The sequence below is a fragment of the Blautia coccoides genome (genome assembly GCF_034355335.1).
GTDB classification, from domain to species: Bacteria; Bacillota; Clostridia; order Lachnospirales; family Lachnospiraceae; genus Blautia; species Blautia producta.
Genome location: NZ_CP136422.1, coordinates 1,269,801 through 1,292,967, shown reverse-complemented (window position 1 = coordinate 1,292,967; position 23,167 = coordinate 1,269,801). Strand labels below are relative to the sequence as shown.

Annotated in this window: 26 protein-coding genes; 2 read left to right on the top strand and 24 right to left on the bottom strand. The window is 40.3% G+C overall.

The window, feature by feature from the left end:
- Nucleotides 1–5: 5 nt before the first annotated feature.
- The 4 genes from BLCOC_RS05610 to BLCOC_RS05595 form a co-directional block, all read right to left on the bottom strand.
- Nucleotides 6–671, bottom strand: a complete 666-nt coding sequence (locus BLCOC_RS05610; RefSeq protein WP_014078567.1) for an ABC transporter ATP-binding protein — start codon at nucleotides 669–671, stop codon at nucleotides 6–8.
- Nucleotides 672–789: 118 nt separating this feature from the next.
- Nucleotides 790–1,842 carry a sensor histidine kinase gene (locus BLCOC_RS05605; protein ID WP_115624668.1) on the bottom strand — a complete coding sequence of 351 codons (1,053 nt, stop codon included), beginning with the start codon at nucleotides 1,840–1,842 and terminating at the stop codon, nucleotides 790–792.
- Nucleotides 1,839–2,522, bottom strand: a complete 684-nt coding sequence (locus BLCOC_RS05600; RefSeq protein WP_115624667.1) for a response regulator transcription factor — start codon at nucleotides 2,520–2,522, stop codon at nucleotides 1,839–1,841. Before BLCOC_RS05600 ends, BLCOC_RS05605 begins: the two co-directional genes overlap by 4 nt.
- 50 nt (nucleotides 2,523–2,572) lie before the next feature.
- The gene (locus BLCOC_RS05595) at nucleotides 2,573–2,752 is read right to left on the bottom strand and encodes a DNA-binding protein (RefSeq protein WP_115624666.1); all 180 of its coding nucleotides are present in this window, start codon (nucleotides 2,750–2,752) and stop codon (nucleotides 2,573–2,575) included.
- Nucleotides 2,753–2,913: 161 nt separating this feature from the next.
- Here BLCOC_RS05595 and BLCOC_RS05590 point away from each other — a divergent pair, with 161 nt between their 5' ends.
- Nucleotides 2,914–3,270, top strand: coding sequence for a helix-turn-helix domain-containing protein (locus BLCOC_RS05590; protein WP_005337966.1), 357 nt, complete (start codon nucleotides 2,914–2,916; stop codon nucleotides 3,268–3,270).
- Nucleotides 3,271–3,374: 104 nt separating this feature from the next.
- Here the strand turns inward: BLCOC_RS05590 and BLCOC_RS05585 are convergent, their stop codons facing one another.
- From BLCOC_RS05585 to BLCOC_RS05570, 4 genes are all read right to left on the bottom strand, one after another.
- Nucleotides 3,375–5,096: a lysozyme family protein gene (locus BLCOC_RS05585; RefSeq protein ID WP_005337967.1), complete on the bottom strand. Its 1,722-nt coding sequence runs from the start codon at nucleotides 5,094–5,096 to the stop codon at nucleotides 3,375–3,377.
- A 25-nt stretch (nucleotides 5,097–5,121) separates the two neighbouring features.
- Entirely contained in the window at nucleotides 5,122–5,529 is a 408-nt protein-coding gene (locus BLCOC_RS05580; protein ID WP_005337968.1) for a DUF6075 family protein, read from the bottom strand.
- A gap of 88 nt (nucleotides 5,530–5,617) precedes the next feature.
- A complete protein-coding gene (locus BLCOC_RS05575) occupies nucleotides 5,618–7,957 on the bottom strand; it encodes a VirB4-like conjugal transfer ATPase, CD1110 family (RefSeq protein ID WP_115624665.1) in 2,340 nt (779 codons plus the stop codon).
- On the bottom strand, nucleotides 7,938–8,330 hold the full coding sequence (locus BLCOC_RS05570; protein ID WP_064786986.1) for a PrgI family protein: 393 nt from the start codon (nucleotides 8,328–8,330) through the stop codon (nucleotides 7,938–7,940). The genes BLCOC_RS05575 and BLCOC_RS05570 overlap by 20 nt, the downstream gene beginning before the upstream one ends.
- Before the next feature lie 81 nt (nucleotides 8,331–8,411).
- Here BLCOC_RS05570 and BLCOC_RS05565 point away from each other — a divergent pair, with 81 nt between their 5' ends.
- Nucleotides 8,412–8,792 carry a hypothetical protein gene (locus BLCOC_RS05565; protein WP_029731817.1) on the top strand — a complete coding sequence of 127 codons (381 nt, stop codon included), beginning with the start codon at nucleotides 8,412–8,414 and terminating at the stop codon, nucleotides 8,790–8,792.
- Nucleotides 8,793–8,820: 28 nt separating this feature from the next.
- Here BLCOC_RS05565 and BLCOC_RS05560 read toward each other — a convergent pair whose 3' ends face one another.
- The 16 genes from BLCOC_RS05560 to BLCOC_RS05485 all read right to left on the bottom strand — a co-directional run bounded on the left by BLCOC_RS05560 (nucleotide 8,821) and on the right by BLCOC_RS05485 (nucleotide 23,112).
- Nucleotides 8,821–9,657, bottom strand: a complete 837-nt coding sequence (locus BLCOC_RS05560) for a VirB6/TrbL-like conjugal transfer protein, CD1112 family (protein WP_115624664.1) — start codon at nucleotides 9,655–9,657, stop codon at nucleotides 8,821–8,823.
- A gap of 78 nt (nucleotides 9,658–9,735) precedes the next feature.
- Nucleotides 9,736–10,101, bottom strand: a complete 366-nt coding sequence (locus BLCOC_RS05555) for a glutamyl-tRNA amidotransferase (RefSeq protein WP_115624663.1) — start codon at nucleotides 10,099–10,101, stop codon at nucleotides 9,736–9,738.
- A gap of 32 nt (nucleotides 10,102–10,133) precedes the next feature.
- Nucleotides 10,134–11,930, bottom strand: coding sequence for a VirD4-like conjugal transfer protein, CD1115 family (locus tag BLCOC_RS05550; RefSeq protein ID WP_115624662.1), 1,797 nt, complete (start codon nucleotides 11,928–11,930; stop codon nucleotides 10,134–10,136).
- The gene (locus tag BLCOC_RS05545) at nucleotides 11,917–12,120 is read right to left on the bottom strand and encodes a hypothetical protein (RefSeq protein ID WP_105309190.1); all 204 of its coding nucleotides are present in this window, start codon (nucleotides 12,118–12,120) and stop codon (nucleotides 11,917–11,919) included. The genes BLCOC_RS05550 and BLCOC_RS05545 overlap by 14 nt, the downstream gene beginning before the upstream one ends.
- Nucleotides 12,121–12,146: 26 nt before the next feature.
- Entirely contained in the window at nucleotides 12,147–13,151 is a 1,005-nt protein-coding gene (locus BLCOC_RS05540; protein ID WP_105309191.1) for a hypothetical protein, read from the bottom strand.
- Nucleotides 13,152–13,156: 5 nt separating this feature from the next.
- A complete protein-coding gene (locus BLCOC_RS05535) occupies nucleotides 13,157–14,038 on the bottom strand; it encodes a PcfB family protein (RefSeq protein WP_105309813.1) in 882 nt (293 codons plus the stop codon).
- A complete protein-coding gene (locus tag BLCOC_RS05530) occupies nucleotides 14,013–15,455 on the bottom strand; it encodes a relaxase/mobilization nuclease domain-containing protein (RefSeq protein WP_115624661.1) in 1,443 nt (480 codons plus the stop codon). Before BLCOC_RS05530 ends, BLCOC_RS05535 begins: the two co-directional genes overlap by 26 nt.
- On the bottom strand, nucleotides 15,446–15,784 hold the full coding sequence (locus BLCOC_RS05525) for a plasmid mobilization protein (protein WP_115624660.1): 339 nt from the start codon (nucleotides 15,782–15,784) through the stop codon (nucleotides 15,446–15,448). Before BLCOC_RS05525 ends, BLCOC_RS05530 begins: the two co-directional genes overlap by 10 nt.
- Nucleotides 15,781–16,767, bottom strand: a complete 987-nt coding sequence (locus BLCOC_RS05520; RefSeq protein ID WP_115624659.1) for a DUF5688 family protein — start codon at nucleotides 16,765–16,767, stop codon at nucleotides 15,781–15,783. Before BLCOC_RS05520 ends, BLCOC_RS05525 begins: the two co-directional genes overlap by 4 nt.
- A gap of 120 nt (nucleotides 16,768–16,887) precedes the next feature.
- Nucleotides 16,888–16,974, bottom strand: coding sequence for a DUF3789 domain-containing protein (locus BLCOC_RS05515; protein WP_101872451.1), 87 nt, complete (start codon nucleotides 16,972–16,974; stop codon nucleotides 16,888–16,890).
- Between the two features lie 188 nt (nucleotides 16,975–17,162).
- Entirely contained in the window at nucleotides 17,163–17,474 is a 312-nt protein-coding gene (locus tag BLCOC_RS05510; RefSeq protein ID WP_115625549.1) for a hypothetical protein, read from the bottom strand.
- 15 nt (nucleotides 17,475–17,489) lie between these two features.
- On the bottom strand, nucleotides 17,490–18,476 hold the full coding sequence (locus BLCOC_RS05505; protein WP_115624658.1) for a DUF3991 and TOPRIM domain-containing protein: 987 nt from the start codon (nucleotides 18,474–18,476) through the stop codon (nucleotides 17,490–17,492).
- Nucleotides 18,477–18,588: 112 nt separating this feature from the next.
- A complete protein-coding gene (locus BLCOC_RS05500) occupies nucleotides 18,589–20,229 on the bottom strand; it encodes a P-loop NTPase fold protein (protein ID WP_115624657.1) in 1,641 nt (546 codons plus the stop codon).
- A 36-nt stretch (nucleotides 20,230–20,265) separates the two neighbouring features.
- A complete protein-coding gene (locus tag BLCOC_RS05495; RefSeq protein ID WP_021740722.1) occupies nucleotides 20,266–20,967 on the bottom strand; it encodes an RloB family protein in 702 nt (233 codons plus the stop codon).
- Nucleotides 20,968–20,969: 2 nt separating this feature from the next.
- On the bottom strand, nucleotides 20,970–22,406 hold the full coding sequence (locus BLCOC_RS05490) for an AAA family ATPase (protein ID WP_055171612.1): 1,437 nt from the start codon (nucleotides 22,404–22,406) through the stop codon (nucleotides 20,970–20,972).
- Between the two features lie 232 nt (nucleotides 22,407–22,638).
- A complete protein-coding gene (locus BLCOC_RS05485; protein ID WP_006426187.1) occupies nucleotides 22,639–23,112 on the bottom strand; it encodes a JAB domain-containing protein in 474 nt (157 codons plus the stop codon).
- Nucleotides 23,113–23,167 lie beyond the last annotated feature (55 nt).

The window sequence follows — 23,167 nt, the reverse complement described above, 5'->3', positions numbered from 1 at the left end:
CCCCTTTACTCGGAAATCCGGCCGTCCTCAATACGAATAATGCGGTCGGCAAGCTGGGCGATCTCATTGTTATGAGTAATCATCACAATGGTCTGATGAAATTTCTGGCTGGTCATTTTCAAAAGACCCAATACATCGCTACTGGTTCTGCTGTCAAGGTTTCCAGTAGGTTCGTCGGCCAGGATGATAGCCGGTTTAGAAACAAGGGCGCGGGCAATCGCTACACGCTGCTGCTGACCACCGGACAGATTGTTAGGCATACTGTTCAGCTTTTCATCGAGAGCCAGCATTTTCACGACTTCATTCATGAAATGCTTATCAACGGTATCACCATCCAGCTCCACCGGCAAAACAATATTTTCATAGACGTTCAGCACAGGAACAAGATTGTAATTCTGAAAGATAAAACCGATGTTGCGTCTGCGGAAGATGGTAAGCTGTTCATCCTTGAATTTCGACAATTCTTTTCCTTTTACTTTGATACTGCCGGAAGTTGGCGTATCCAATCCTCCCATCATATTCAGAAGTGTGGATTTTCCACTGCCAGAAGTACCAACAATAGCCACGAACTCCCCATCCTCAATGGAGAGGGTCACGCCATCCAGTGCTTTCGTAATATTGGGCTTTGAACCATAATATTTTTTTAGTTCAGTCGTTTGCAAAATGCTCATAAAGAACACCATCCTTTCTTTCGTTAAGCCCATTATAACGACCAAACCTCACAGGAATGTCACGAGCTATAAATTATTTCTGGACAATTCGGTTCTAAATGTCATAAGCCTGTGACATTTATTCTTCGGCGCACTTACTCTGTTCTCGAAGCAGGAAAACAGAAAAGGTTGACCCCTTCCCAACCTCGGATGTTACCCGAATATAACCGCCTTGCAAGGTTACGATCTCACGAGCCAGATACAGACCAATACCAATTCCATCTACATCATGTACGATGTCCTCCCGATAGAACCGCTTGAAAATTGCCCCCTGATGCTGTTCTGAGATGCCAATGCCTGTATCAGCAATGTCAATTTTCACATACATTTCCCAACTTTCAACCGAAACCCGGATTTGACCGCCCTCCGGCGTATATTTCACCGCATTATCCAAAATGTTGAACATCGCTTCACCTGTCCATTTTCTGTCATGAGAAACGATCAAGCTCTCCGGGCAGTCCACTTGAACATTGATCTGTTTTTTCTCGGCGTTCAGAAGGATACCTCCCAATGCGGCGGCAAGCGTATCATAAAGCGGCTGTCTTTTCTTTTCCAGAGAAATGACACCTGTTTCCAGACGCGAGGTTTTAATCATAGCCTGCATGAGAAAATCCAGTTTATCAAGTTGGGTGGCCTGTGCTGTAAGAAACTCTTTTTGCTTTTGCACAGGGACTTCATTTTCAAGCAGGGTGCTGTTAATCATTTTCAAGTTCGCAATCGGGTTCTTGACCTGATGGGAAATATCGGAAATCAGTTCTTGCAAGTCAGCCCGCTCTTGTGCAATGCTGTTCTTGTTTTTCTGCATGACTTCATACAAACGGTTCAACCGATATTCAATTTTATAGAAAAGACTTTCTTCTTCCACAGTCTGTTTCGGCTGCATATTCCCGGACAACATATCATCCATTAAACTGCAAAAAGCATCGGAGAACATCGCCAATTTACGGCGAACCAGCACCATAAAACAAATAGAGCAAAACAGCACAAAAATGCCGAACAATAGTACATACCAAACAGCGGTTATATCTTGGGTCAACGCATATAAAGCCACTGAAATCGTCACCATTGCCGCCAGCAGGAGAACAGCTAAAAAGATACAGGCTTTGTTGACGGAAAGTTTTCGCACATTCATTTCAGCGCCCCTCCGATCCACATATAGCCCATACCATATACCGTTTTGATGTACTGACGGTCGGGTGTTTCGATTTTGTTTCGTACCCGGCTGATAGCCGCAGTCAGAGCGTGTTCATCCACAAAATTTCCGTCTGCGTCCCACAGTTTTTCCAACAAGACTTGCCGCGTCAAAACGATCTGTGGATTTTTCATCAGGATTTTCAAAAGTCGATATTCCAGTGGGGTGAATGTAAGTAGCTTTCCTGACAGGGCAGCACTCATCTCTGAAAAATTGATGGTCAGTGTGCCATCCTCATAAGTATCACCACCATATTGTTTTGTCAGCCGCCCCAGCACCACCGCCAGTTTCTTTTGAAAGACGCTCATAGGGAAAGGTTTTGTCACATAATCCTCTGCGCCCAGTTCATACCCTTTGAGCATATCGCTTTCCATATCATTTGCGGTCAGAAAGATAATAGCGGTATCGGGGCGGCGCTCTTTTACCTCCCGGCAGAAGTCAAAACCGTTCCCGTCCGGCAAATTTACATCCAGCACAATCAGGTCATAGTCCTGCTTCGTCAAGAAACTACCGGCCGCTGATTTTGTCAGTGCAGAATCAACCGCATAACCCGCAGTATTCAAGTTATAGCATAAAGTATTATTCAAAAGTCGATCATCCTCGACTACTAAAATTCGCATGGTATCACACTCCTTCATTTTCAGTGTAGCACCCAAATGTCACAGAAACCTCACTGAGATTTGTTTTCTTTTCTCCGCCTGTCTACTGGCTTCTCTGCATTTTTAGGAATAAGCCAAATCGTCGCCATTTTTACAGCACCGGGGATGCGCCCAGATGCACATAAATAATTTATCTGGCGAGGCGTAACATTCCATTTTTGGCTTGCCTCTTTTAATGTTATGTAGTCCATTTAGCACCTCCAAAATATTATATTTCGTTTACTCGAAGAATACAAGTTTATCCCTATCTATTGCTCTGCAAAAATCAGCATAATCTTGCTGTTCATCAAGCATAATAAGGTTATTCCTTTGCACAAACCGGAACGATACAATATTATTGAGGTGAATGATTATGCCGATTGATGATTTAACTGCTTTGGGGCAAAAAATGCGGGAAGCCCGAAAGAATAAAGAACTAACACAACAGGAGCTATCTGATTTGAGCCATGTTTCTGTAAAGCAAATCGCCAATATCGAAAAGGGGAAAATGAATCCTTCTTATTTGATTTTGAGAGCATTGGCCAAGGTCCTGCATATCTCTTTAGATACACTTATAAATCCAGATGTTTCTCTGGAGGATGAGGGTGTCAATCAGATGAAAATGCTTTATTCCAGCTGTCCGCCAGAAATGCGTGACACCCTGCTGCATCACACCCAGGAAACGGTGAAAGAACTGACAGAGTTGTCCGAGAAATTTGAAACGAATTGAACCAGTAAGTGAAGTTTAATGATTCTCTCACTGGTTCTTTTCATTTTAAAAAAGAGATTTACTTTTATAAATATCTCCGCTATTATTCCAAACAACATTTTTCTCTAATATGCCGGAACACCATATCCATAAATATTACTACTTCCGATACTGTAACTTCGTCTCGCCACTTTATCCCCACTATTGCCTTCAATGGTATTTACAGTTCCACCACTGACGCTCTCTACAATTCCAACATGGTCAATCGTTCCATTATTTCCCCAGTCAAAGAAAATAATATCTCCTGCCGCCGGAGTATAACTGGCATCCCGGAACCTTCCTTTACTTTCAAACCATTTCACACCGTCCGAACAAAGAGAAAATTTCGGAATGACCCCACTCTGAATGCAACCGCTCTGGTCTGCACACCAGGACACAAAGCAGCCACACCACTCTACCCGACTTCTAAAGCCATACCAGCTCCAGTAGGTTGTTCCGCCTTTTCCTTCCTGCGATGCTGCCACCTGAACGATTGCCTGATTGCCAATTCCCGTCGGGATTCTTCCAAATGCATAATACTGAAGCACATGTAGTACATACTGTTTGTCCCCATAACTGCTCCACCCCATTCTCTGTGCCATCATATCAGAAAATTCTGCTGCATTTGCAAGAGTATATCCACCTCTGGCTTTCGCCCATTCCAGATATCCATTTCCGTAGTTGTAACTTTGCAATGCCAGTTTAATATTTTCCATATCCAGAGGATTTTTTACTCCTGCACGTTCCAGACAACTTTTTATTTCTTGCACACCACAGGAAATCGAATACTCTGGATCCGTGATTCCATTCGGCTGTCTGGGATATTTTGTATTAAAGCTTCCTTCCGAACACTGCATTGGATCAAGTCCTCTTCCGCCAGATTCCTGCATCATAATGGCTTTGATTAGTTCCAGATACTCTCCAATACCATATTGATTTGCATATTGCCGGATTAGTGGCTCGTATGCTTCTACTTCTGCACTGACATAAGAAACCGTACTGGAATTATCCCCACCTGTCATGCATAGAAAACCACCAAATAAAATGACGATAATCAAAATCATAACCGCAATCCAACCACCTGCAGTCAATGCACTCAGTAATGCTTTTGTAGCTTCAATCAACGCTTTTATCGCATGTGTTATCGCTTTTGCTGTCTTTTTCACTGCAATTGTGGTATCTCGTGCTGTCTGTCTTGCTGTCTGCACTGCTTTTTCTGCCTTTTTCATGGAATAATGCATTGCCTGGACATAAGCATTTGCTGTCTGCTCCGATGTTTTGATACTGGTCTTTGCCGTTTGTTCTGCAGTCTTGACCGCTTTTCCAGAAGTCTTGATAGTACCTTTTCCGGTATTCTTTACTACCTGTTCCGATGCTCTCCCGGTCTTGATGGTTCTTGTATCTCGTTCAATGGTCTTGATTTTTTTGACAGCAAGTTCTTTTCCCTGCTCCTGTGTCTTTTCTCTGCCTGAAGGCGGTGCTGGTCGGATTTGTTCTTTCGGCGGGTAAACTGTTTCTTCGCCTGTCGAAGAAACAGAAGCTTTCTCTTTCTTCCGTTCAATAATCTTTCCTGCCTGTCTGCGTACCTGATGCCCTGTTTCGTGAAAGATGCGGTCAGCATACTCGCTGGCCGCATCTTCTGCATACCCCACTGGATTATTCTCTCTGTCATTAGGTCTTTCTGTCGATTGCATGACATTTTCTTTTGTTCTGACATAGGACTGCTTAATATGGTCTGTCACTGTAACCGTCTTATCTAATACTTTAATATCCTTATGGACTTGGCGTGTTTTTATCTTACGATCCATCGCTTTCCTCCATTTGAATCTTTATCTAGCGTTCATGATTAGTTTCTTTTTTACTTACCTGTGGCAGTTCCCGGCAGTATTCCGGGTATTTCATGCGGATTGCTTCATAAAAATATGGTGCATAGCCACAATCGAACATCTCGTATGGAGTAGACAAGCTTTCTTCTCCCTTCTCCACATATCCATTCCACAAGTTGAAAGCCAGTCTGGTCAATCGTGCCGAACCGCCTGTCTGCCACCCTTCATGCAATGCTTCTGGTTTAATCAAACGCTCTTTAAAATCAAACATGCGATCAACATGATTTCTGGTATCTTCAGAAATTCCCACACAATAGAAAAATGAACTGTAATAACTGTCGTGCTTTCCGCATTTAGCTAACATCTGATAAAAAAACTTTTCGTGTTCCTTTGATGAAAATCTGATTTCTGACATATTTGGCTCCTTTTCCGGCACTAAAAAACGCCACAAATTGTGACGATTTCCAGTGCCTTGCTTTTCATTATTCAAAATATTTTTAATTTTACATTCTTCCCCGGTTGATACTGTCCTCTCCCGGCTTTGTGGTCATCAGTTTATACAACCTTGTATTGGTTGGAAATCTATTGACGAACGGTACAAGCGAACTTCCGTATTTCACCAGACCACAACCGGCATCTGCATTTGTGATATATCCCATCTGTTCTGTGGAGATATTTAGAAGTGTTGCCAGTTTTGCCCTATCCGGCTCTGCCTGATTAAGCATCACGATATACGCACTGTTGGAAATCATCGTACTTGCAAGAACAGAATCTAACAAATATTCCACGTTCTGGGTAATTGCTGTCGGAAATGCATTACGCTTACGAAATCTTCGCCATGCAGAGTTAAAAAATGCTCCGGAATACTCATTTTCAAATACTACATGAAACTCGTCTAAGAAAATATGGGTTCGCTTTCCCTGTTTCCAGTTCTCCGTTACCCGGTTCAACATTGCATCAGTGATTACCAGAAGTCCCATGGTCTTTAACTGTTTTCCTAAATCCAGAATGTCGTATACCATGATACGGTTATTCACATCAACATTACTTTCATGTGCAAATGCGTCCAGACTTCCATTGGTAAATAATTCTGATACCAGTGCCAAATCCTGTGCTTCCGGTTCTTCCTGTTCTAAAAATTTTTCACGCAGCACCCGCAAAGTCGGCACTGCTCCGCCATGCTGATATTCCTCATAAACTTCTCCCACACATCGGTCAATAATAGAACGTTCCTTTGCATTGATTCCTTTTTTATCCAACTGTTCAAACAGAGATAAAATAAACTGTGACTTCTCAATCACTGGATCACCGCCATCTCCATAACCGTCTACCATATCCATTGCATTGATATAATCCCGGCTTCCTGCAGCAATGCGAACCACTTCTCCGCCCATTGCTTCAACTAATGATGCATACTCTCGCTCTGGATCACAAATCAGGATATCGTCCTGCGTTGCCAGTGCCAGAAATACAATCTGCATTTTTGCATTAAAGGATTTTCCACTTCCCGGCACACCCAAAAGGAATGAGTTTGGATTCAACAGTTTTTCTTTATTACACATGATTAAGTTATGGGAGATTGCATTTTCTCCACAATAGATACCTCCTGCGTCCATAATCTCCTGCACCCGGAATGGCATCAACACTGCTACACTCTCCGAAGTCAGTGTGCGGACTGCTGGAATCTTCCGGTGTCCGATGGGTAGTGCTGTATTTAGTCCGTCCATCTGCTGAAATTTTAGAATCGAAAACTGGCATAACTTTTTCCGTCCAATTGTCAGAAGTGTTTCTGTATCTGCGTCAAGCTGTTTCTTTGATTCTGCCGTATGCACCATAGTCAGTATTCCAAACATCATGCGTTGATCTCTCGTGGTCAGATCGTCCATAAACTCTTTACTCTCTTTTCTCTGCTGTTCCAAATCATAAGGAATCACTGCAGAAAAGTTATTGTTTGCATTCTGCCGTCTCTGCCAGTTCGTGATATTTGTCTCCACACCAAGCAGACGTTTTTCCACTTCCTGTACTGCTTCATCAGTCGGAACCGGAATCACATCAATACTCAACATCAGATTTCGATTCATGTCGGTCAGTTCTGCTATCATATCGTCTTTGATGTAAGAAGCATACTCACGAAGAAAAAGTACCCTTCCATAACGATCTCCCATGCGGAAATAATCTTTTTCAAATTCAAAGGTATCCGGACAGATATAATCTTTGAAGCTGTGTCCTTTTCTCATATTCTCCTGAATATCAAAATGGAAACCAGATTCTTCTCCTGTACGGTAAAAATCATGCAGAATCCGTAACTTATCTTCTCCATTTATCTCTACACATTTGGAACCCAATCTTGCAAAATGACTGTTCAGCTCTGTTGTCACTCGTGCAAAATACGTTCTGGCTTCTTCGATTGTTTTCTTATAGCAGGATACTGTCACATATTTTTCCTGCACCATGCTGTTGGAACTGGTTGCCTTATCTAAAAGCATATTGTTGTACTCTTTCCGATATAAATCCAGTCCGTCCTCCTGCATCGGAATCAGAATTGCTTTTTCAAAATCCACCTTATTCAAGCGGCGATTATTGATCGTTATTTTTGTTGTTCCACCGCAATCGAAAGAATTTAATAAATCCATATATTCCAGGAACATGGTTTCCTTATCTACTTTGCTTGCCACCGCATAGTTGATATCCGTAAATTTATAAGTACGTGCAAATTTATTTCTCCCGATTTTAAATATCCCATCAGACCAGATAGTCTCGATGGGAATTACCTGCTGTACGCTTCTTGGAATTACAAATTTTTCTTTATCCTGCTTGAAAATATTACTCAGCGTTTTTATCATTCTTCTTGCGTCCCTCCTTCTTCAGACTTTCTTTCTCATATTTTTTAATGATTGGTTCTACCGCATCAAAATAAAGATTTTCTGACCGGAACATTAGTTTTTTCGGCATCAGGATTTCTGATTTTATCCATGCCCAGATAAACTGCTCCGCTGTCATTCCATGATATTTTACAAACCCGAACACTACACATGGGGCAGCTCCCAGTACACAAATCCAACTCACTGTTTCCATACTCATGTATGGGTGAAGCAAAAAATAAAGCCCAACGGCAATCCCGCAGGCTAATCCTGAAAAGATAAACTGTCTCAGGGACAATCCGAAAAAGATTGCCTCTGTGTAATCCCTGATTTCCTTGTTAATTTTTACTTCCAAAACGATACACCTCCAAATCGCACATTTGTTATATTTTTCCTGTTCTGTTACACTTTGGGTAAATGAAAGGGGGACTGACCTATGCCAATCACTGTTATGATTTCACTTGTTGTTACCGTTGCTCTATTCCTGATTTCTCTGCTGTTTCGGATTGCTGCCAGATTAAATCTGACCTTACCGCTGTTATACTTCCTTGCTGTTTCCACGATTCTGAATCCATGGGCAGCAAGCCATGAGAAACTAGCATTTGCAATCCTCTATCTGCTGACTGCCTTTTCTGTTCTTAGCTGGATTTCTGCTCTACGACGCAAGTGGCAGGAACATCAATACTACAAAGCTATGAAAGACGATATGTCCTTCCAGATTTCTCGTGCCAGACAAAGAGGGATTCCTTTAGATTCTGTCCATTTTGATTCTCAGGGGAATATGCGGTATAACAATAGCAACAACATTGTAGAATAAATTTTAAGGATGCTTTCGGGCGTCCTTTTTACAATCCCATCATTTCCCTCACTACCCTGTCTGACATCTTCACCGCACCGACCAGTACCAACATATTAAAAATCAATTCTCCAATATAGCTCCACACCATAGTCACTGCCGCTGCATTTGGATCGACTACTGGCGGTGATGATGCAAACAATGAAAATATAATGCAGGCAAGTACCACGATTGCTCCCTCCAGACACACTGCTGCATAGGATTTCAAGAAACTTCTTCCAATATTTTGGCTCGGCTCTCCCGCAAAGGAAGATAACGGAATCGGTGCAATTGCTGTATATAGGAATAATCGAAAAAATCTTCCATATACACTCATAATCATAATGAAGCTCAGAACTGTAATAAAAAGTCCACCGATCAACGTCACCGCCCATAGAGGAATACTTTCAAAAAATCCACAATCTTCTACCGCTTCTATGATTTCGTCCGGTAAAACGGTATCTTCTGTACTTCCAAATCCTGCGGTCTGCATAATTGTACTGGTCACTCCTTGTATGATATTGAATAATGCCATCATCAGCTCCAGTCCATACGTGACTACGCCTTTTGCAATCGCAAAACGGATAAATATTTTTAATGCATGTTCCGGTCTTTTTACCTCTGTAAAACTTCCACAAGTCTTGACCACTCCGACTACAAAGAAAAGCACTAACAAAGCATAGCCGATTGCCTGCAATGCTCCATGGATCTGCACAATCACCTGCCAGATACCGCCACCTTTAAAGTTTTCCGGTGACTGTGTGAGTATCTGCCATATTTCCGCAAGTTTACTGTTCCAGGTATCCAGGGCATTTTGCAAGTTCTGTACTACCCAGTTATCTGACACTTTCTAAACACCTCCTGTCTTAGCCGGGTCGGTGCGGCTCCTTTCGGGCCTGCACCGTCCCATTTTCTTGTTTTCTTCTTAACCTGTAATCAGATTCAGGATTTCTTTTGCAAATGTAATGATTACACCGCCTGCTAACGTTAAAAATCCGTTTGCTCTCTGGCTTGGATCATGAGATTTCAGTGATAAACCAACCTGCACAATTCCAAATCCTAATAAAATCATTCCGATAGCACGAATCAATCCAAAAATAAATGTGGACAGATTATTGATAACGGTCAGTGGATCGTCTGCCGCAAATACGGTACTTGCTCCTGCTGTCATAAACAGTACCATTGCAATATACACTGCCATGGCACGTTTCATTTTTGCTGTCATTGGCAGCTTCTTCGTTACTTTTGTGGTTTCTTTCTTCTCCTGCTTCTTTCGCATATCTAACTTCATTTTTGATAGCCTCCTATATATTTTTCTTGGATTTACTGATATTTCTGTATGATTTCTTCCAGATCTTCATCGGATAATAATTCGTAATCTTCCGATTCCAGTGAATCGTCTGTAAGTTCACCTTCTAAACTGTCTCCCAATGAGATACTTGCCACCGCCCGGCCAACCGTACCATGCAGATATGGTTTCCCGTTTCCGTCAGTCGTAAGTCCCACATTGGGATGCTTTAAAATATCGAATTTCTCGTCTAAAATTGGTCTTTCTCCACGAATAAAAAGAATCGCATATCGGTTATCCAACATGCGAACTTCATCGGGTGTCATCAGCTCCCGCCCTGTATTCTGATAATTGGTGGAATAGTTCCCGGAATGTCCTGTTGACTTTCCATAGGTGTTCGTGTCAATCGTTGCCTTGCCAAGAAGTTCGCTGACATATTTATGTGTTCCCTGCTCATTGCCGCCTAAATATAAAAATTCATCACAATTTCCCATAATGCTTTCCCACTGCTTTTCGAACAATGCCTTTAACTGTGCCAGATTCTGCAAAATAATACTGACTGACACTTCTCTGGAACGCATAACGGACAGAATCTTATCAAAGTCATCAGGCAGTGAAACATTTGCAAATTCGTCCATGAGGAAATGCACATGAACTGGAAGTCTTCCACCATATTTATGGTCTGCCAGATAGAACAACTGCTGAAATAACTGGGTATATAAAATTGACACCAGAAAGTTGTAACTGGTGTCGTTGTCCGGGATTAACGCAAATAAAGCCACTTTCCGCTCTCCCAGTGATGGCAGGTCTAAATCATCTGTTGCAGTCAGTGCTGCCAGACTGGATAAGTTGAATTTCTCAAGTCTTGCGGCTAATGTGATTTGAATGGATTTTAATGTCTTGGCACTACCAGAGTGATAATCTTTGTAATACTTTACTGCGATATGTTCCGGGTTCTTCATTTCCAACCGCTCAAACAATTCATCAAGCGGTGACTGGTACTGGTCATCGTCCTCTCTGACTTCTCCGGCACGAAGCATTTCCATTACCATCGGGAAATTCTGCTCCTCCTCTGGTGCTTCATATCTCAGATAGAAAATCAGTGCCAGTAACAACATGGAAGCTGCGGTATCCCAAAATGGATCGTTGGACTGACTGCCTTTTGGTGTAGTCGCTTTGAACAGGTTCGTCACCAGTCTCTGCACATCGTTATCATCCTTCAGATATACAAACGGGTTATAGCAATGGCTCTTTTCCATATTGATCAGGTCAAGCACTCTTACCTCATATCCTTTTTCTTCCAGAAGATACCCAGTGTCCCGCAAGTTCTCTCCTTTTGGATCTAAAACCACAAAAGAGGTATTCGCCTGCATCAGATTCGGCTTTGCAAAAAATCTGGTCTTTCCTGAACCGGAACCGCCAATCACAACCGTCAATACATTTCGCAAATGTTTCCGCATATTGTAGCTGATTCGTACATGCATGGTCAGCAACTTATTTTTTGTAAATCGCTTCTCCCTGTATCTGCGATTGATTTTTTTCACATTTCCCCATTTGGCAGAGCCATGTTCTTCGCCTCGTCGGTAATGTTTCCTGGTAGAAATATAAATCCCGATTCCCATGGCGTAAGACAGCCAAAAAATAAGGACAGTTTTTACACTGTCCCCACATAACTGAATCGAAAACGGGTGGTTCATTGCTTCCGGGACTCCTTCCAGAATCCCCATAAGACCAGACGAAAGATAAGGTGCGACAAGTAACGCAAACCAGATAACCGGGATAATTCCAATTACTGCCAGTATCAGACCACTCTGCTCATCATCGTTCTTCATGGCTTCTGCGTCCTCGCTTTTCCTTCTCCGGCGGTACTTCGATTTTCTCAATGACTTTCATTAAGACGTCATCGACAAGCTCCGTATCTTTTCCCTCTTTCAGCATCTGATTCCGCTTGTCCTTCAGGGAATGGAACACTACACCGCTCTCATATCTGTCCAGTTCTAACGTGATCGTATCACTGCTCATTTTGCATTCTCCTTTCCCTGATTTTTCTAGCGTGCTTCTTTTCTATGTTGTCCTCTGGATTTCTGTTCTTTCTTTTCAGGCTCTGGATTTTCTTTCTTATCTTTCACCTTTTCAGAACTGTCTTGTCCGGTTTTTTCAGTCTCTGACTGTCGGTAAGTTGCATTCCGATTCTGATCTAGTACCTTTGCCATTCTTGCAGAAATTGCATTCGCTGCATCTCTGGCTCTGGAAAGTTCCGCCCGCACTTCCTGAGTCTCCATTTTTTCAAAGAACTCTGGTGCATGTGAAAAATCATATCGACTGGTATCTATTCCATATTTTTTACACAACATATAAGACGCACACGATACATGAAATGCATCTTCATTTTTATCATAGTGCGGATTCCCATCCGCATATCCGGCAAATACCAATTCCGGCACAAGATTCTGAAAGATTTCCTGTGCACTCATCCCTTTTCTTACATAAATACAACCTTCTTCCGGTTTAAAAAATGCTCCTTTTTCATCCGGCATCTGTTCTGGTTCTGCTGCAACAATATTTACCGGAGGGGTACTGACTAACGCCCGGATTAAATCATGTTCTTCATATTCTGACTTTTGAATTGTAGTATCGGACATTGTTGTCTGAGAAATATCATATAGCTTTTTCGCATTATAATAATTTCCAACTGTACCATCTTCACGCTTATATGTTTTTCCCGGCTCTAAAATCAGAACTGGATTCTGTCGTTCCATACGTTTTAAATAAAATCCATGATCTCTCCAGTATCCATAGTCACCTAATTTCTGTGCATCTGGTCTTTGTGCCAGAATCAGAAGTGCATTATTGGTAGTATATCGATCAAAGGTACTCTGTACATCCAGATACTTCTGCAGCATTTTCCCATCCGTTGCCACTTGTGCGGTTACCTGCTCTGACAACTCATAGCAGCGATTCCTGTTATTTCTGCTTTCTGCAATAAATGCCTGTACCTTTTCATCCTGTGGTACAGCCGATGCATTTAATAAAGAATCAAAACTATTATCCATAAAATTTACCTCTCTTTCCCTTTCCTTGGTTTTCGTTTCTGTTGTGGCTGCTGGTGGAGAATCTGATTCCGGTCTTTATTTCCCTGATTTCTCACCGGATCATTTCTATTCTCACGCCGCTCCGCTTCTTTCTTCCTTGCATTCTGTATTTCCCGAAGTTCCTTTCTGACCGATGGTTTCTCTGGTTTTTCCGGGGTAAATAACTTAGAAGTACCCTCTGCGGTTTTCTCTTGCTTCTTTGAGGTAGGCTCGGACAGACGGGATTTGGTCGTCTTTGCCAAAGAGGGGTTTTGCTCCTTACCCTCTTTCTTCACCGACTCTCCAAACAACTCGTCCATAAGCTGATCCTCCTTGGATTTCTGCGGATAATCTTTTTCCGGCTCTGCCTGTCCCTGTTTTTCTTGCTGAACCTGTACTTTTTCCGGCTTCTTTTCCTGCTTCTCTGATTTTCCGGCTTTTGCTTTTTCTGCACGTGTCCGCTCAATTTCCGTCTTAATCTTCGCTGCTTCTGTTACAGATGCAAACTGGAATCTATCTACGATACGGTTGATTCTTGGTGCATCTTCTTCCTTTACAATCACATCTACCAATCCGTCACTGCTTCCTCTTGGATTTCGGACTGCACAGTACAACACGCCATATCGTTTTGCTTCCTGAACAAATTGTTTCAGATCACTTTCTTTCACTGAAAATACCGTCAGTGGTCTACCTGATTTGACCAGTGTTTCAAGTCTTACTCTGCCTTTTGTCTTTTTCTTCTCTTTTAAGACTGCATACAGCATCACTGCCAGATGCTTCGCTCCTGTGCCACTGATCTTCAATGCTGCTTCACCGACTTCCAACGACATTCGTACCACCTGATCAGCGGCTTCGCCTGATGTGTTCATGGCTTTGTTCCTCCTTCTTCTCTTTTTCTTCCCGCACCATCTTAAATTTTTCTTCGATTACCTTGGAACGTGCGGCGATTCCATCACAAAGTGCTGCCTCCTTTCTGAGCGTTCCAATTTTCTCTGTCAGAACTTTTATCTGCTCCTTCATTTCCTGTATTTCTTCTTCCGGTCTGTCTGCCCGGATCTTATAACGCAGGTGCTTCCGCTCCTCCACACACTGCTCCATTTTCTTCTGCAAACTTTCTTTCAACAAAAAAAGCTGCTCCGCAGTATCAATGTGATAATGGCAGAGCAGCTTCGTCTCTTTTGAAATGGTATTCAGTTTTAACAAATCCTCCCGGAACAATACATGCACCTGTTTGGCAGATATTGACGGGCGATTCTTCGGTAGGATTCCTAAAAGATAACAGTAATGCAGATACAATCCCCGAAGTCCTCCGATTTTTCTTGTCTGCTTGAAGTTGCCGGATACCCGAATCCGGTAATGCCTCTGAACCGGAAATTTCTTCTCGGCAGGTAATTCATTTTCTTCTAGAATCCGAACCCTGATTGCTTCCAGTGAATAATTCTCTCCAAAATTCCGCTTTAACTTCAGACCACGCTCCCGCCCTTCCGGACGAATGGTAATGTCTTTCCCGAACTTAAAAGAATATCCTTTTTCCCGCAAATAAAAAAAGAACTGTTTTTCAGTCCTCGCCTTTCGGATTGCCTCGTCAACATCTGCCTTTACCATGCTGTGATAACTCGGCTTCCCATCCTGTTCTGCTTGCCACTCGGCATAATGTTTTCCTTTTCCCTGTTCTGGCTGCCTCACAACCGATAACTGGTATTCTTTACATAAACGGTCTGACACCATCCGCATATCCCGGTAATCCTGATTTGTCCTGTGGTATCTTTTCCCGTCAAGGAATGAAACAGAGTTCACCACAAAATGATTGTGTAAATGATTTGCCTTATCCAAATGAGTTGCAATCAGCACTTGATACTGACCACCCCACAATTCTTCTGCCAGCTTCTTTCCAATCTCATGTGCCATTGCCGGATTACATTCTCCCGGTGCAAAAGACTGGTAGCCATGAAACGCAACAATTCCGTCCTCCTTTCCAAAACGCTTTTTGACCGCAATCATTTCTTCTCTGGCGGTTGTCGGTGCACAATTCACTCCAGATACATACTGTTCCATCAGTTCTTCTGCTTCTCCGACAAGTTCCATTTCCATAGATTCAAATTGCCTCCGTCTGATCTTTTCTGCATTCACCGCATAGGTAATTACATCATTAAGTCCTTGTGTGGATCGTGATTGATTCTCAGATATTCGCCCTTCATTGTTCTCTTTCGTCTTATCCGAATTCTCCGCATAATTGATTACTTTTCCAATCCACCCCTTGATGCTCCAGATTGATGTCACTGCCATGATTCATTTTTCTCTGGAAGTATCACTGCTTCTGTAATCTTACGGACTGCTTCATTGAACTTCCGCACTTCCTTATCGTAACGCTGCACATCTACCACATTTAACACATGTGCTTTCTGTGCGATCTGATTTAAGTTATTTCCAATCTTATGCAGCTCCCGCATCATAGAATAATAATCTGGCGGCGTTACGTCTCTTGGAACAACACCAGAAATCAACTGTCTCAGGTAAGCTTCCCGGTTCAGTCCGCTTCTCTTTACTTTCTTATCCAATGCCTCTGCTTCTTTTTTGTTCAATCGGAAAAGGATTGCTACATTACGTTTTCTCAACGCTCCATCTCCTTTACTTTCTGTATAGAATCTGGTTCCTGGCGAATCTGGTGTTTTTCTTTATCGTAACTGTAAACTCTGTCTGAGAGAACCTCCTGCCGTTCCACTTCATTTTTATTTACTTCCCGTACCATTTCACCAAGCATTTTCGGTTCCATCTCTCCATTATCCGGAACAATCAGAACTTCATGCACAGATGACGGTAACACATAAAATCCTTCTGGAAAAAGCTGTTCCAATTTATTTAAAACTTCTGGCTGCGTGATCATAGATGCTCCATATTGCTTTTCTACATTCGTAAGTGCATACAGCATATCATGTGAACGAAGTCCAAAATCAACATTTTCATCTAACAGGTTTGTTGCATGTCCTTCTTCATTAAAAATACTCAACAACATTTCGTCCATTGACTGAAGAATCGGTGTATTTACAGGCTGTATATTTGCTCTGGCCTGCTGGAACATTTCCTTTGCATCCACATTCCACATCTTAAGATGTTCATTTTTCACCTTCATAGTCGCTTTTCCATCGTTAGACTCTACCGGAAAATCCACATAACAGATAGCCGACAGATCTTCGATATTTTCATGAGGCATTTCCTGTAACATTCGTTTGTTTGCCTGGGTGTTTACAAGCATCACTGCCAGATGTTCCTTCACTGAATCATAATCCATTGGGTTGATACCACAGTCCACAAATGGGACATTGCCTGCTTCTTCCATACATCTTGCAATTTCATTCATCACTTTCTCAACAGGTTCACCCAAACGTATTTCATTAAAAAACGACCCTACATAAACAACTGGGCACACATTTTCTTCCTGTAGTCTTACCTGTACTCCTATCATCTGGACTCCATTATTTTTATTCATCTGCATTACCTGAAATTCTGCATTCTCATATTTTTCTGGGAGAAAATTCCTGATGTCCTTTGCTACACTTTCCGCAAACACCTTTTCTGCTATCATTTCTCTTGCAATCATTTCTTCTGTTCTCCCTTCTTCTTGTTCATTTTCTTTAAATATTCCTGATACCGTCTTTCTGCTTTCTTCTTGTCTTTCATTGATACTTCAACCTGCATCTTGTATCTCCTTTCTTTTTGTCTACTGAATCTTGTTAATCTGCAACAGGCACATCAACACTACTCCTATAATGCCACCTACTAATACTCCACAAATAAACTTCAACATTGTTACTTTCTCCTTTTTCATTTTCTGAGGGCTTCAGGGATTCCCCTGACAAGCTGCCGCAGACTGCCAGACAGGAAACCTGTGTGGCAATCCAAAGGCGTTGCTTGCTGGTATTGTGTATTCTTCTGCACCCGTCTCACTGTTCCGGGTATCAGAAGATTTACTTGCCGAAAAAGCACTTGCTTTTTTTATTCTTTCAGTTCACAAATCCCGCAAGTTTCACACAAGTATTCACACTTTGTGCATCGTACATTTTCATCAGTTGCCATACATTCTTCACTTGCCGGACAATACTTTTGACAACTTTCACACTGCTCCGTACAGCTTTCTTCTGACACTTTCTCAGCAATAATTCCAAGTAATTCACTCGGTTCTTTTTCTTCTTTCAACTGTGTTTCCCAAAAAAACTTCAACAGTTCTTCGCTGTCTACATCGTCTTCCATCATCAAAATCAGCTCTTTCTTATGCACGACCTTCAGCTCATATCTTGCAATTTTCATATCTTTTTTCACCTTCTATCTCTCATATTTTTCATGACCAGACATACTCTTTTTAGTGTTTTTTTCTCGCTTTGTAATTGCCAGATTTAGCTTGATGCAGAGCTGATCATTGTAATCTTTTCCTTGTTTTGGTGGTACATCTTTTACCTGATATTGCTTCAAAAGTACTGTAGAAATTGCTTTTGTGGCAAGTCTTCCAATACGGTCATTGTCCAAATGCAGAACGATTGTCTTCACCTCTGGATGCATTTTTAGTGCTCTTGCCAACGCTGCTGGTACTTTACTTTTTTCAATTTCTTTTGCTGGCTGATAGACACCTGCCAGTGACAATAAATGTTCTATTCTCCACTCCTTCCCATCCAATTTCACCAATGTCGCATAAGATAACAAATCAATGGCTGACTCAAATAGATGTACCGTATCACATGATTTTTCTGTGAAAATGGAAAAAGAATAGTTCTTATCACTTCCATTTGCTTCTCCGATAAAACTGGTTCCGATTCCCCTAATAGCTGCATATTTCGGATTATCTTTCTCATCCATCCCTACAAACACCGCGTTGTGATGAAATGCACTTTCATAAACTCTTCCGGACTCTAAGCAAAACTGAATGATTTCCTTATCAATCCCTCGTCCTGAAAGATACGCAATCACTTTTTGATCATCTTGATTTTTCTTTGGCAACAGTAACTGTTTCTCCATCGGAACATTCTCAGATACAGAAAGAGGCGGCTGAATATTTGCCCGTTCTGCAAGCAATTCAACCGCCTCTAAAAAACTGTATCCTCTTACTTTAATCAGATAATCCAGTGCTGATCTGCCACCGGTTCTCTGACTCCACCACATCCATTTCCCATTTGATATTTTCAAACTGTCGTGTGTTCTGGTAGTGTAGGTGTTACCGGAAAAGTGAACTAATTCGTATGGTTCATAATTTTTCAGGTATGTGAGCAAGTCCATCCGCTTGACCTCCTGCACGACCGATGGTGGTATATATGGCATAATTTTCATCTCCTTCCCTGCCTTAGATTGATATTATTGGGGGTAATATCCGGGCATGAAAATAGCCAGGTGATTCCTTGAGTTGGAACCATCTGGCTATGTAAATTTACTTTTACTTTTTTACTATCTCCTCAATCAAAACATCTATTCTATGCCTTGACATATTATCACAATCTTCTTTTATTTTTTCACAATACTGCAAGAATTTTTCAGCATCTGAATGATACAAAATATACATAATATTATAACACGTATGATATCTATCCTCATCCACATTGTCTACTGGAAAAGAAATTTTATTATACAAATTGTCTATCTCTGATATGATAATATCATGATAATAACTACTATCAAAATTATTTCTAAGTTTATATGAATACTCATAAGCCTTTTTCCCATGAGTTGTTTTTTTCAAATATCCCACATATGTCTCTATTAAAAATTTCATCGTTTCTTTATTTTCTTCTTGATATATTCTTTTTGTCTTTTCCGATGACATGTGAAACAAATCATATGAATACGATAGCATTTCCTCTTTCCCATCTAAGACAGTTTTTTCCAGCATTTCTTCTAAAATATTTCTATATTCTGATAAAACACTTTCATTATTTTCCTCTAAAACATCACTCCAAACAACATACGCATCTGCAAATTCATTTAATTCTGCCAAACTCTTTGCTTCAAGCATTTTCTCTCTTAAAATAGGTAATACACTCCTTATTTCCTCATCTGACTTATAATAGTTAGGCTTATCTCCTGAATTAAGAAATAACTTGTATTCAGCCTCCAATTGTTCTTCATTTAGTACCCCTTCCTCATAATATTTCAGTATCATTTCTACCAAATTTGTACTACACTTTATTCCATAAAGATATCTGCCAATTCTATGCTGAAGCATATTTCCAATCGTATTTGTCATTTTTTCTACAGAATCAGTATTATCAGAATCAATTTCTTTATAGTACAAGTTTTCTATACTCTCCACAACAACAGCAAAGCATATTAACCTTAATTCTTCTTTAAATTGCTCACTCATGTCACTATTACAAAACAATTTTACATCTTCAAAAAAACGTTGCGCCTTTTCGAGCGTCCGTAAATTTTTGACTTTATGGATTTCCAAGAATTTTTCAACAAAGTCTGCATGGATATTCATTTTACTCCATGTCACTTTCTCTGCACGTTCTGTAATATGATATATTCTTTCAATGACCTTTTCATTATACTTTTCAAATACAACTTTTTTGTCCGATTGTATTTCATCTGTATTCGCAATCACAATAACTTTTACATAATTACATTGCTTGAGTTCTTCTATAATTCCAAATATATCTTCCAAATTTATGTCATCACTCATTCTTTCCAAGTCATCTATTACAATAATATGAACAGAAGTAAACTCTTTTGACAATAATAGAAACATTTCTCTTTCATTGACTATACTTTGTACTGCTTCCTTTGCCTGACCAACTTTATCCCAGATTTTTGATGCGCCATCTAAAATATTATTAGCTATTTCACCTATTTTCCCACCAATATTATTCTTTAAAGCCAATTGAAATAAAGCTTCATGATATATTTGCCTAGTGTCTTTCAAACCAAACATTGATATTTTACAAACATTGGGATTTGCTTCTAATGCCTCATTTACCGCATAAGATTTTCCAATTCCCCATGTTCCATCAAATAAAATTGCTCTATACGGTAGATGATCTATGTCACTGATTATGTTTTTTATATTATCTGCTTTCATACTGTATCTTTCCACCCCTATTTTTCATCTAACAACTTATTTTCCATCATCCTTCCGAATCTCATCAATAATCCGGCCTATATTACATGTAATCTGTCCTTTACACTGATGAATATCCTCATTGATTTTCTTTTCCTGTTCAATAGCAATCTCTATATTTTTCGCGAGTTCTCCAATCGCAGCATTTTTCTTCGGATTGATTCCTGTTCTAGCAAGTAACAACTTATAGATAAATGTCTGATGTCCATCTTTTTCATTCTTGATAATCTGTTCAGCATTTGGCTCAATATCATCTTCGTATGAATTTTTATAATGCAACAACAGGAACAGTTCAAATGCCGGATTGCTAACCGCTAATATATTATTCTTCTCACCTTCTGCTACCAATTCATCATAATCAAGTACTTTTTCTTCAAAAATATCTCCATCAAATACAACAATCATCTTATCTCGTTCTTTATCAAATGCTATTTCCGGATTTTCTTTCTGATTTTCTGCAAATTCAATCAAACGTCTTGGAAATGAAATGTCCCTGTCTCCCTCTGTTTTTTCAAGTAACCGGATATCGATCAATGGATGAATATTTAACTCTTTTCGGATATCAATTAACTTTTTGAAATACCATGTTTCAGTATTTGCACCCTCACATATGAAAAAGTACTTACGATAAGGCTCAATCTGTTCTTCTTCATCTGTAGTTCTACTATTCCAATTCGTATAACTTCTTACTGGAGCCAAGGCTACTCCTCCTCTCTCGGTACAGAAATACTTTCTGCACTGTCGCGGCAGTCGTCAGGTGTCTGTGCAAGCACATCCGTCTGACTCGTTGCACGCGCAAAATCAAATGTTGAAAATACTGGTATCGCACCATACCTGCCTTCCAGATATGCCTTGCTCAAAACTTTATCGTATCTCTCCTTGAAACGATCTAAGGAATAAATAGAGCTTGCATTTTCTGCGTTACGTTCTACAAACCAGATTTCATCCCTTCTAAAAATAGCCTGATCCATAATGGATGATTCATGTGTAGTGAACAATAGCTGCATACGCTGCTCATCATGTAGCTGCATAAACAATTGCAAAAATCGTTCTGTCAGTTTCGGATGTAAGCTTCTCTCCAATTCATCCACAACATAAAGAACATCTTCTCGTTTATTCAACAGCATATCCATCAAATCGAATAATCTTCTTGTTCCATCAGACTCTTCATCAAAACCGAACTCATAAAATGACTTATTATGATGCAACCGGATTGTTGTGACCTTCGGTTCAGAATGTCCTTCAACTTCGATATTAAAGAAAGTTTCCTTCGACCTCATCGTCATTCTGAATGATGGTTCTTCCTGCTCTTCCATTCTATTTTTTACATGCTGCATCATCTTATCAAATACTGATTTCGGCAATGCATTTGATAACTCATCCAATGTAATTTCTTCAATTTTTACCTGGCTGATACCCGTATCAAATGTTTTGATCAATTTGTTAATCAGCTTCAGCGAATTATCATCATAATAATATTCCAGATCAATCAATGGCGTATCCGGTGTAATGATTGAAATATGATTCTGAATCCAGTCATATACATCCCGGAAGAACAATAATTTAGATCGTGTGCTATATTTTTTCCCGCGATTCATTTCTGTCAGGAACAAAGATGTTTCATTTCCTTCAAAATCATCTGCATAGGTTTCAAATTTATTTTTTTCTGTGTTTGTCAGCGTAATGCCATCATTTAACACCGGACGTTTGCTTCCTTCTCGTTCAAAGAGACATTTTGCTGAACCATTCTGATATAATTCATATAACCATTCTCCGGTTACTTTTCGTCTGCTTAAAACTGCAGAAAAACCATAGGCATAAAATTTGTCACCTACAGTAATCTGAATTTCAAAACTACTTTCTCGTTCCTTATTCTCCTGCCGATTCTTACAAAACATCTGTGTAGCTTCTATCGGAATACCATTGCAGACACTATCTTTAAAAAATTTAAAGAACAATGCCAGATTGGTCTTTCCAGATGCATTTGCTCCATAAACTACTGCATATTTTAATAACTGGGTACTTTTTATCTTTAACCTGTGATTTGCATTTGTTCGTATTTTATTTGAGGAAATCATTGTCAGCTCTGCTGCTTTATCAAAAGATTTAAAATTTTCAACACTTACTTTTACTAACATTCTTATACACCTCCACCTTTATTATATGTTTTACTCTTCTCTCAGTCAATGTAAATTTTCTTATTTAGAGATTTTTTCGTTATATATTGTTTCTTTTTCTATTTTTAACAATTTTATTTTGAGTTATGCATATAATATCAATGTATAAGTCAAATTTTTGTAGCGACACTATTTTACTAATGCCGCTACATGAAATATTACAATAAATAAAAACTTCTAATTCTTTTTTCTTCTATCTCTCCCAATCCATCCTTCCTGTCACATTCAACATCTTTTCTTCTCGGAAGCTGAGCATCTTTCCATTAGTTCCACCGACAATGATATGATCCAGCAATTCTATCCCCAGTAGCTGTCCGCACTTCTGCAGCTTTCTCGTAACAATCATATCCTCTTTTGACGGTTTCACATTGCCACTGGGATGATTATGAAGTCCAATGATTGCAGAAGCATTTGCCAGAATACTGCTCTTAAAAACTTCTCTGGGAATTACCAAAGATGCATTGATTGTTCCAACACTGACCAGATTCATATTGATTACCTGTCCATTATTTTTCATATTCAGGATGCAAAATACTTCTCTGTCATATTGCGATAACTCCTTCGCCATCAATTCTACAACAGCCTGTGGACTGTCCAACGTCTGCTCACTATAAAGAGACGGCTCTTTTACCAGACGGATATTCACAACTTCCAATTCATTCTCCATCCTTCTGATCTCCTTTTGGAAATTCTACAACCAAAAAAATATTACTCTCTGAAGA

Excerpts from the sequence above, each read along its gene's own strand:
- BLCOC_RS05610 (WP_014078567.1), bottom strand. The coding sequence starts at position 671 with ATGAGCATTTTGCAAACGACTGAACTAAAAAAATATTATGGTTCAAAG.
- BLCOC_RS05605 (WP_115624668.1), bottom strand. The coding sequence starts at position 1,842 with ATGAATGTGCGAAAACTTTCCGTCAACAAAGCCTGTATCTTTTTAGCT.
- BLCOC_RS05600 (WP_115624667.1), bottom strand. The coding sequence starts at position 2,522 with ATGCGAATTTTAGTAGTCGAGGATGATCGACTTTTGAATAATACTTTA.
- BLCOC_RS05595 (WP_115624666.1), bottom strand. The coding sequence starts at position 2,752 with ATGGACTACATAACATTAAAAGAGGCAAGCCAAAAATGGAATGTTACG.
- BLCOC_RS05590 (WP_005337966.1), top strand. The coding sequence starts at position 2,914 with ATGCCGATTGATGATTTAACTGCTTTGGGGCAAAAAATGCGGGAAGCC.
- BLCOC_RS05585 (WP_005337967.1), bottom strand. The coding sequence starts at position 5,096 with ATGGATCGTAAGATAAAAACACGCCAAGTCCATAAGGATATTAAAGTA.
- BLCOC_RS05580 (WP_005337968.1), bottom strand. The coding sequence starts at position 5,529 with ATGTCAGAAATCAGATTTTCATCAAAGGAACACGAAAAGTTTTTTTAT.
- BLCOC_RS05575 (WP_115624665.1), bottom strand. The coding sequence starts at position 7,957 with ATGATAAAAACGCTGAGTAATATTTTCAAGCAGGATAAAGAAAAATTT.
- BLCOC_RS05565 (WP_029731817.1), top strand. The coding sequence starts at position 8,412 with ATGCCAATCACTGTTATGATTTCACTTGTTGTTACCGTTGCTCTATTC.
- BLCOC_RS05555 (WP_115624663.1), bottom strand. The coding sequence starts at position 10,101 with ATGAAGTTAGATATGCGAAAGAAGCAGGAGAAGAAAGAAACCACAAAA.
- BLCOC_RS05550 (WP_115624662.1), bottom strand. The coding sequence starts at position 11,930 with ATGAAGAACGATGATGAGCAGAGTGGTCTGATACTGGCAGTAATTGGA.
- BLCOC_RS05545 (WP_105309190.1), bottom strand. The coding sequence starts at position 12,120 with ATGAGCAGTGATACGATCACGTTAGAACTGGACAGATATGAGAGCGGT.
- BLCOC_RS05540 (WP_105309191.1), bottom strand. The coding sequence starts at position 13,151 with ATGGATAATAGTTTTGATTCTTTATTAAATGCATCGGCTGTACCACAG.
- BLCOC_RS05535 (WP_105309813.1), bottom strand. The coding sequence starts at position 14,038 with ATGAACACATCAGGCGAAGCCGCTGATCAGGTGGTACGAATGTCGTTG.
- BLCOC_RS05530 (WP_115624661.1), bottom strand. The coding sequence starts at position 15,455 with ATGGCAGTGACATCAATCTGGAGCATCAAGGGGTGGATTGGAAAAGTA.
- BLCOC_RS05520 (WP_115624659.1), bottom strand. The coding sequence starts at position 16,767 with ATGATTGCAAGAGAAATGATAGCAGAAAAGGTGTTTGCGGAAAGTGTA.
- BLCOC_RS05515 (WP_101872451.1), bottom strand. The coding sequence starts at position 16,974 with ATGTTGAAGTTTATTTGTGGAGTATTAGTAGGTGGCATTATAGGAGTA.
- BLCOC_RS05510 (WP_115625549.1), bottom strand. The coding sequence starts at position 17,474 with ATGAAAATTGCAAGATATGAGCTGAAGGTCGTGCATAAGAAAGAGCTG.
- BLCOC_RS05505 (WP_115624658.1), bottom strand. The coding sequence starts at position 18,476 with ATGCCATATATACCACCATCGGTCGTGCAGGAGGTCAAGCGGATGGAC.
- BLCOC_RS05500 (WP_115624657.1), bottom strand. The coding sequence starts at position 20,229 with ATGAAAGCAGATAATATAAAAAACATAATCAGTGACATAGATCATCTA.
- BLCOC_RS05490 (WP_055171612.1), bottom strand. The coding sequence starts at position 22,406 with ATGTTAGTAAAAGTAAGTGTTGAAAATTTTAAATCTTTTGATAAAGCA.
- BLCOC_RS05485 (WP_006426187.1), bottom strand. The coding sequence starts at position 23,112 with ATGGAGAATGAATTGGAAGTTGTGAATATCCGTCTGGTAAAAGAGCCG.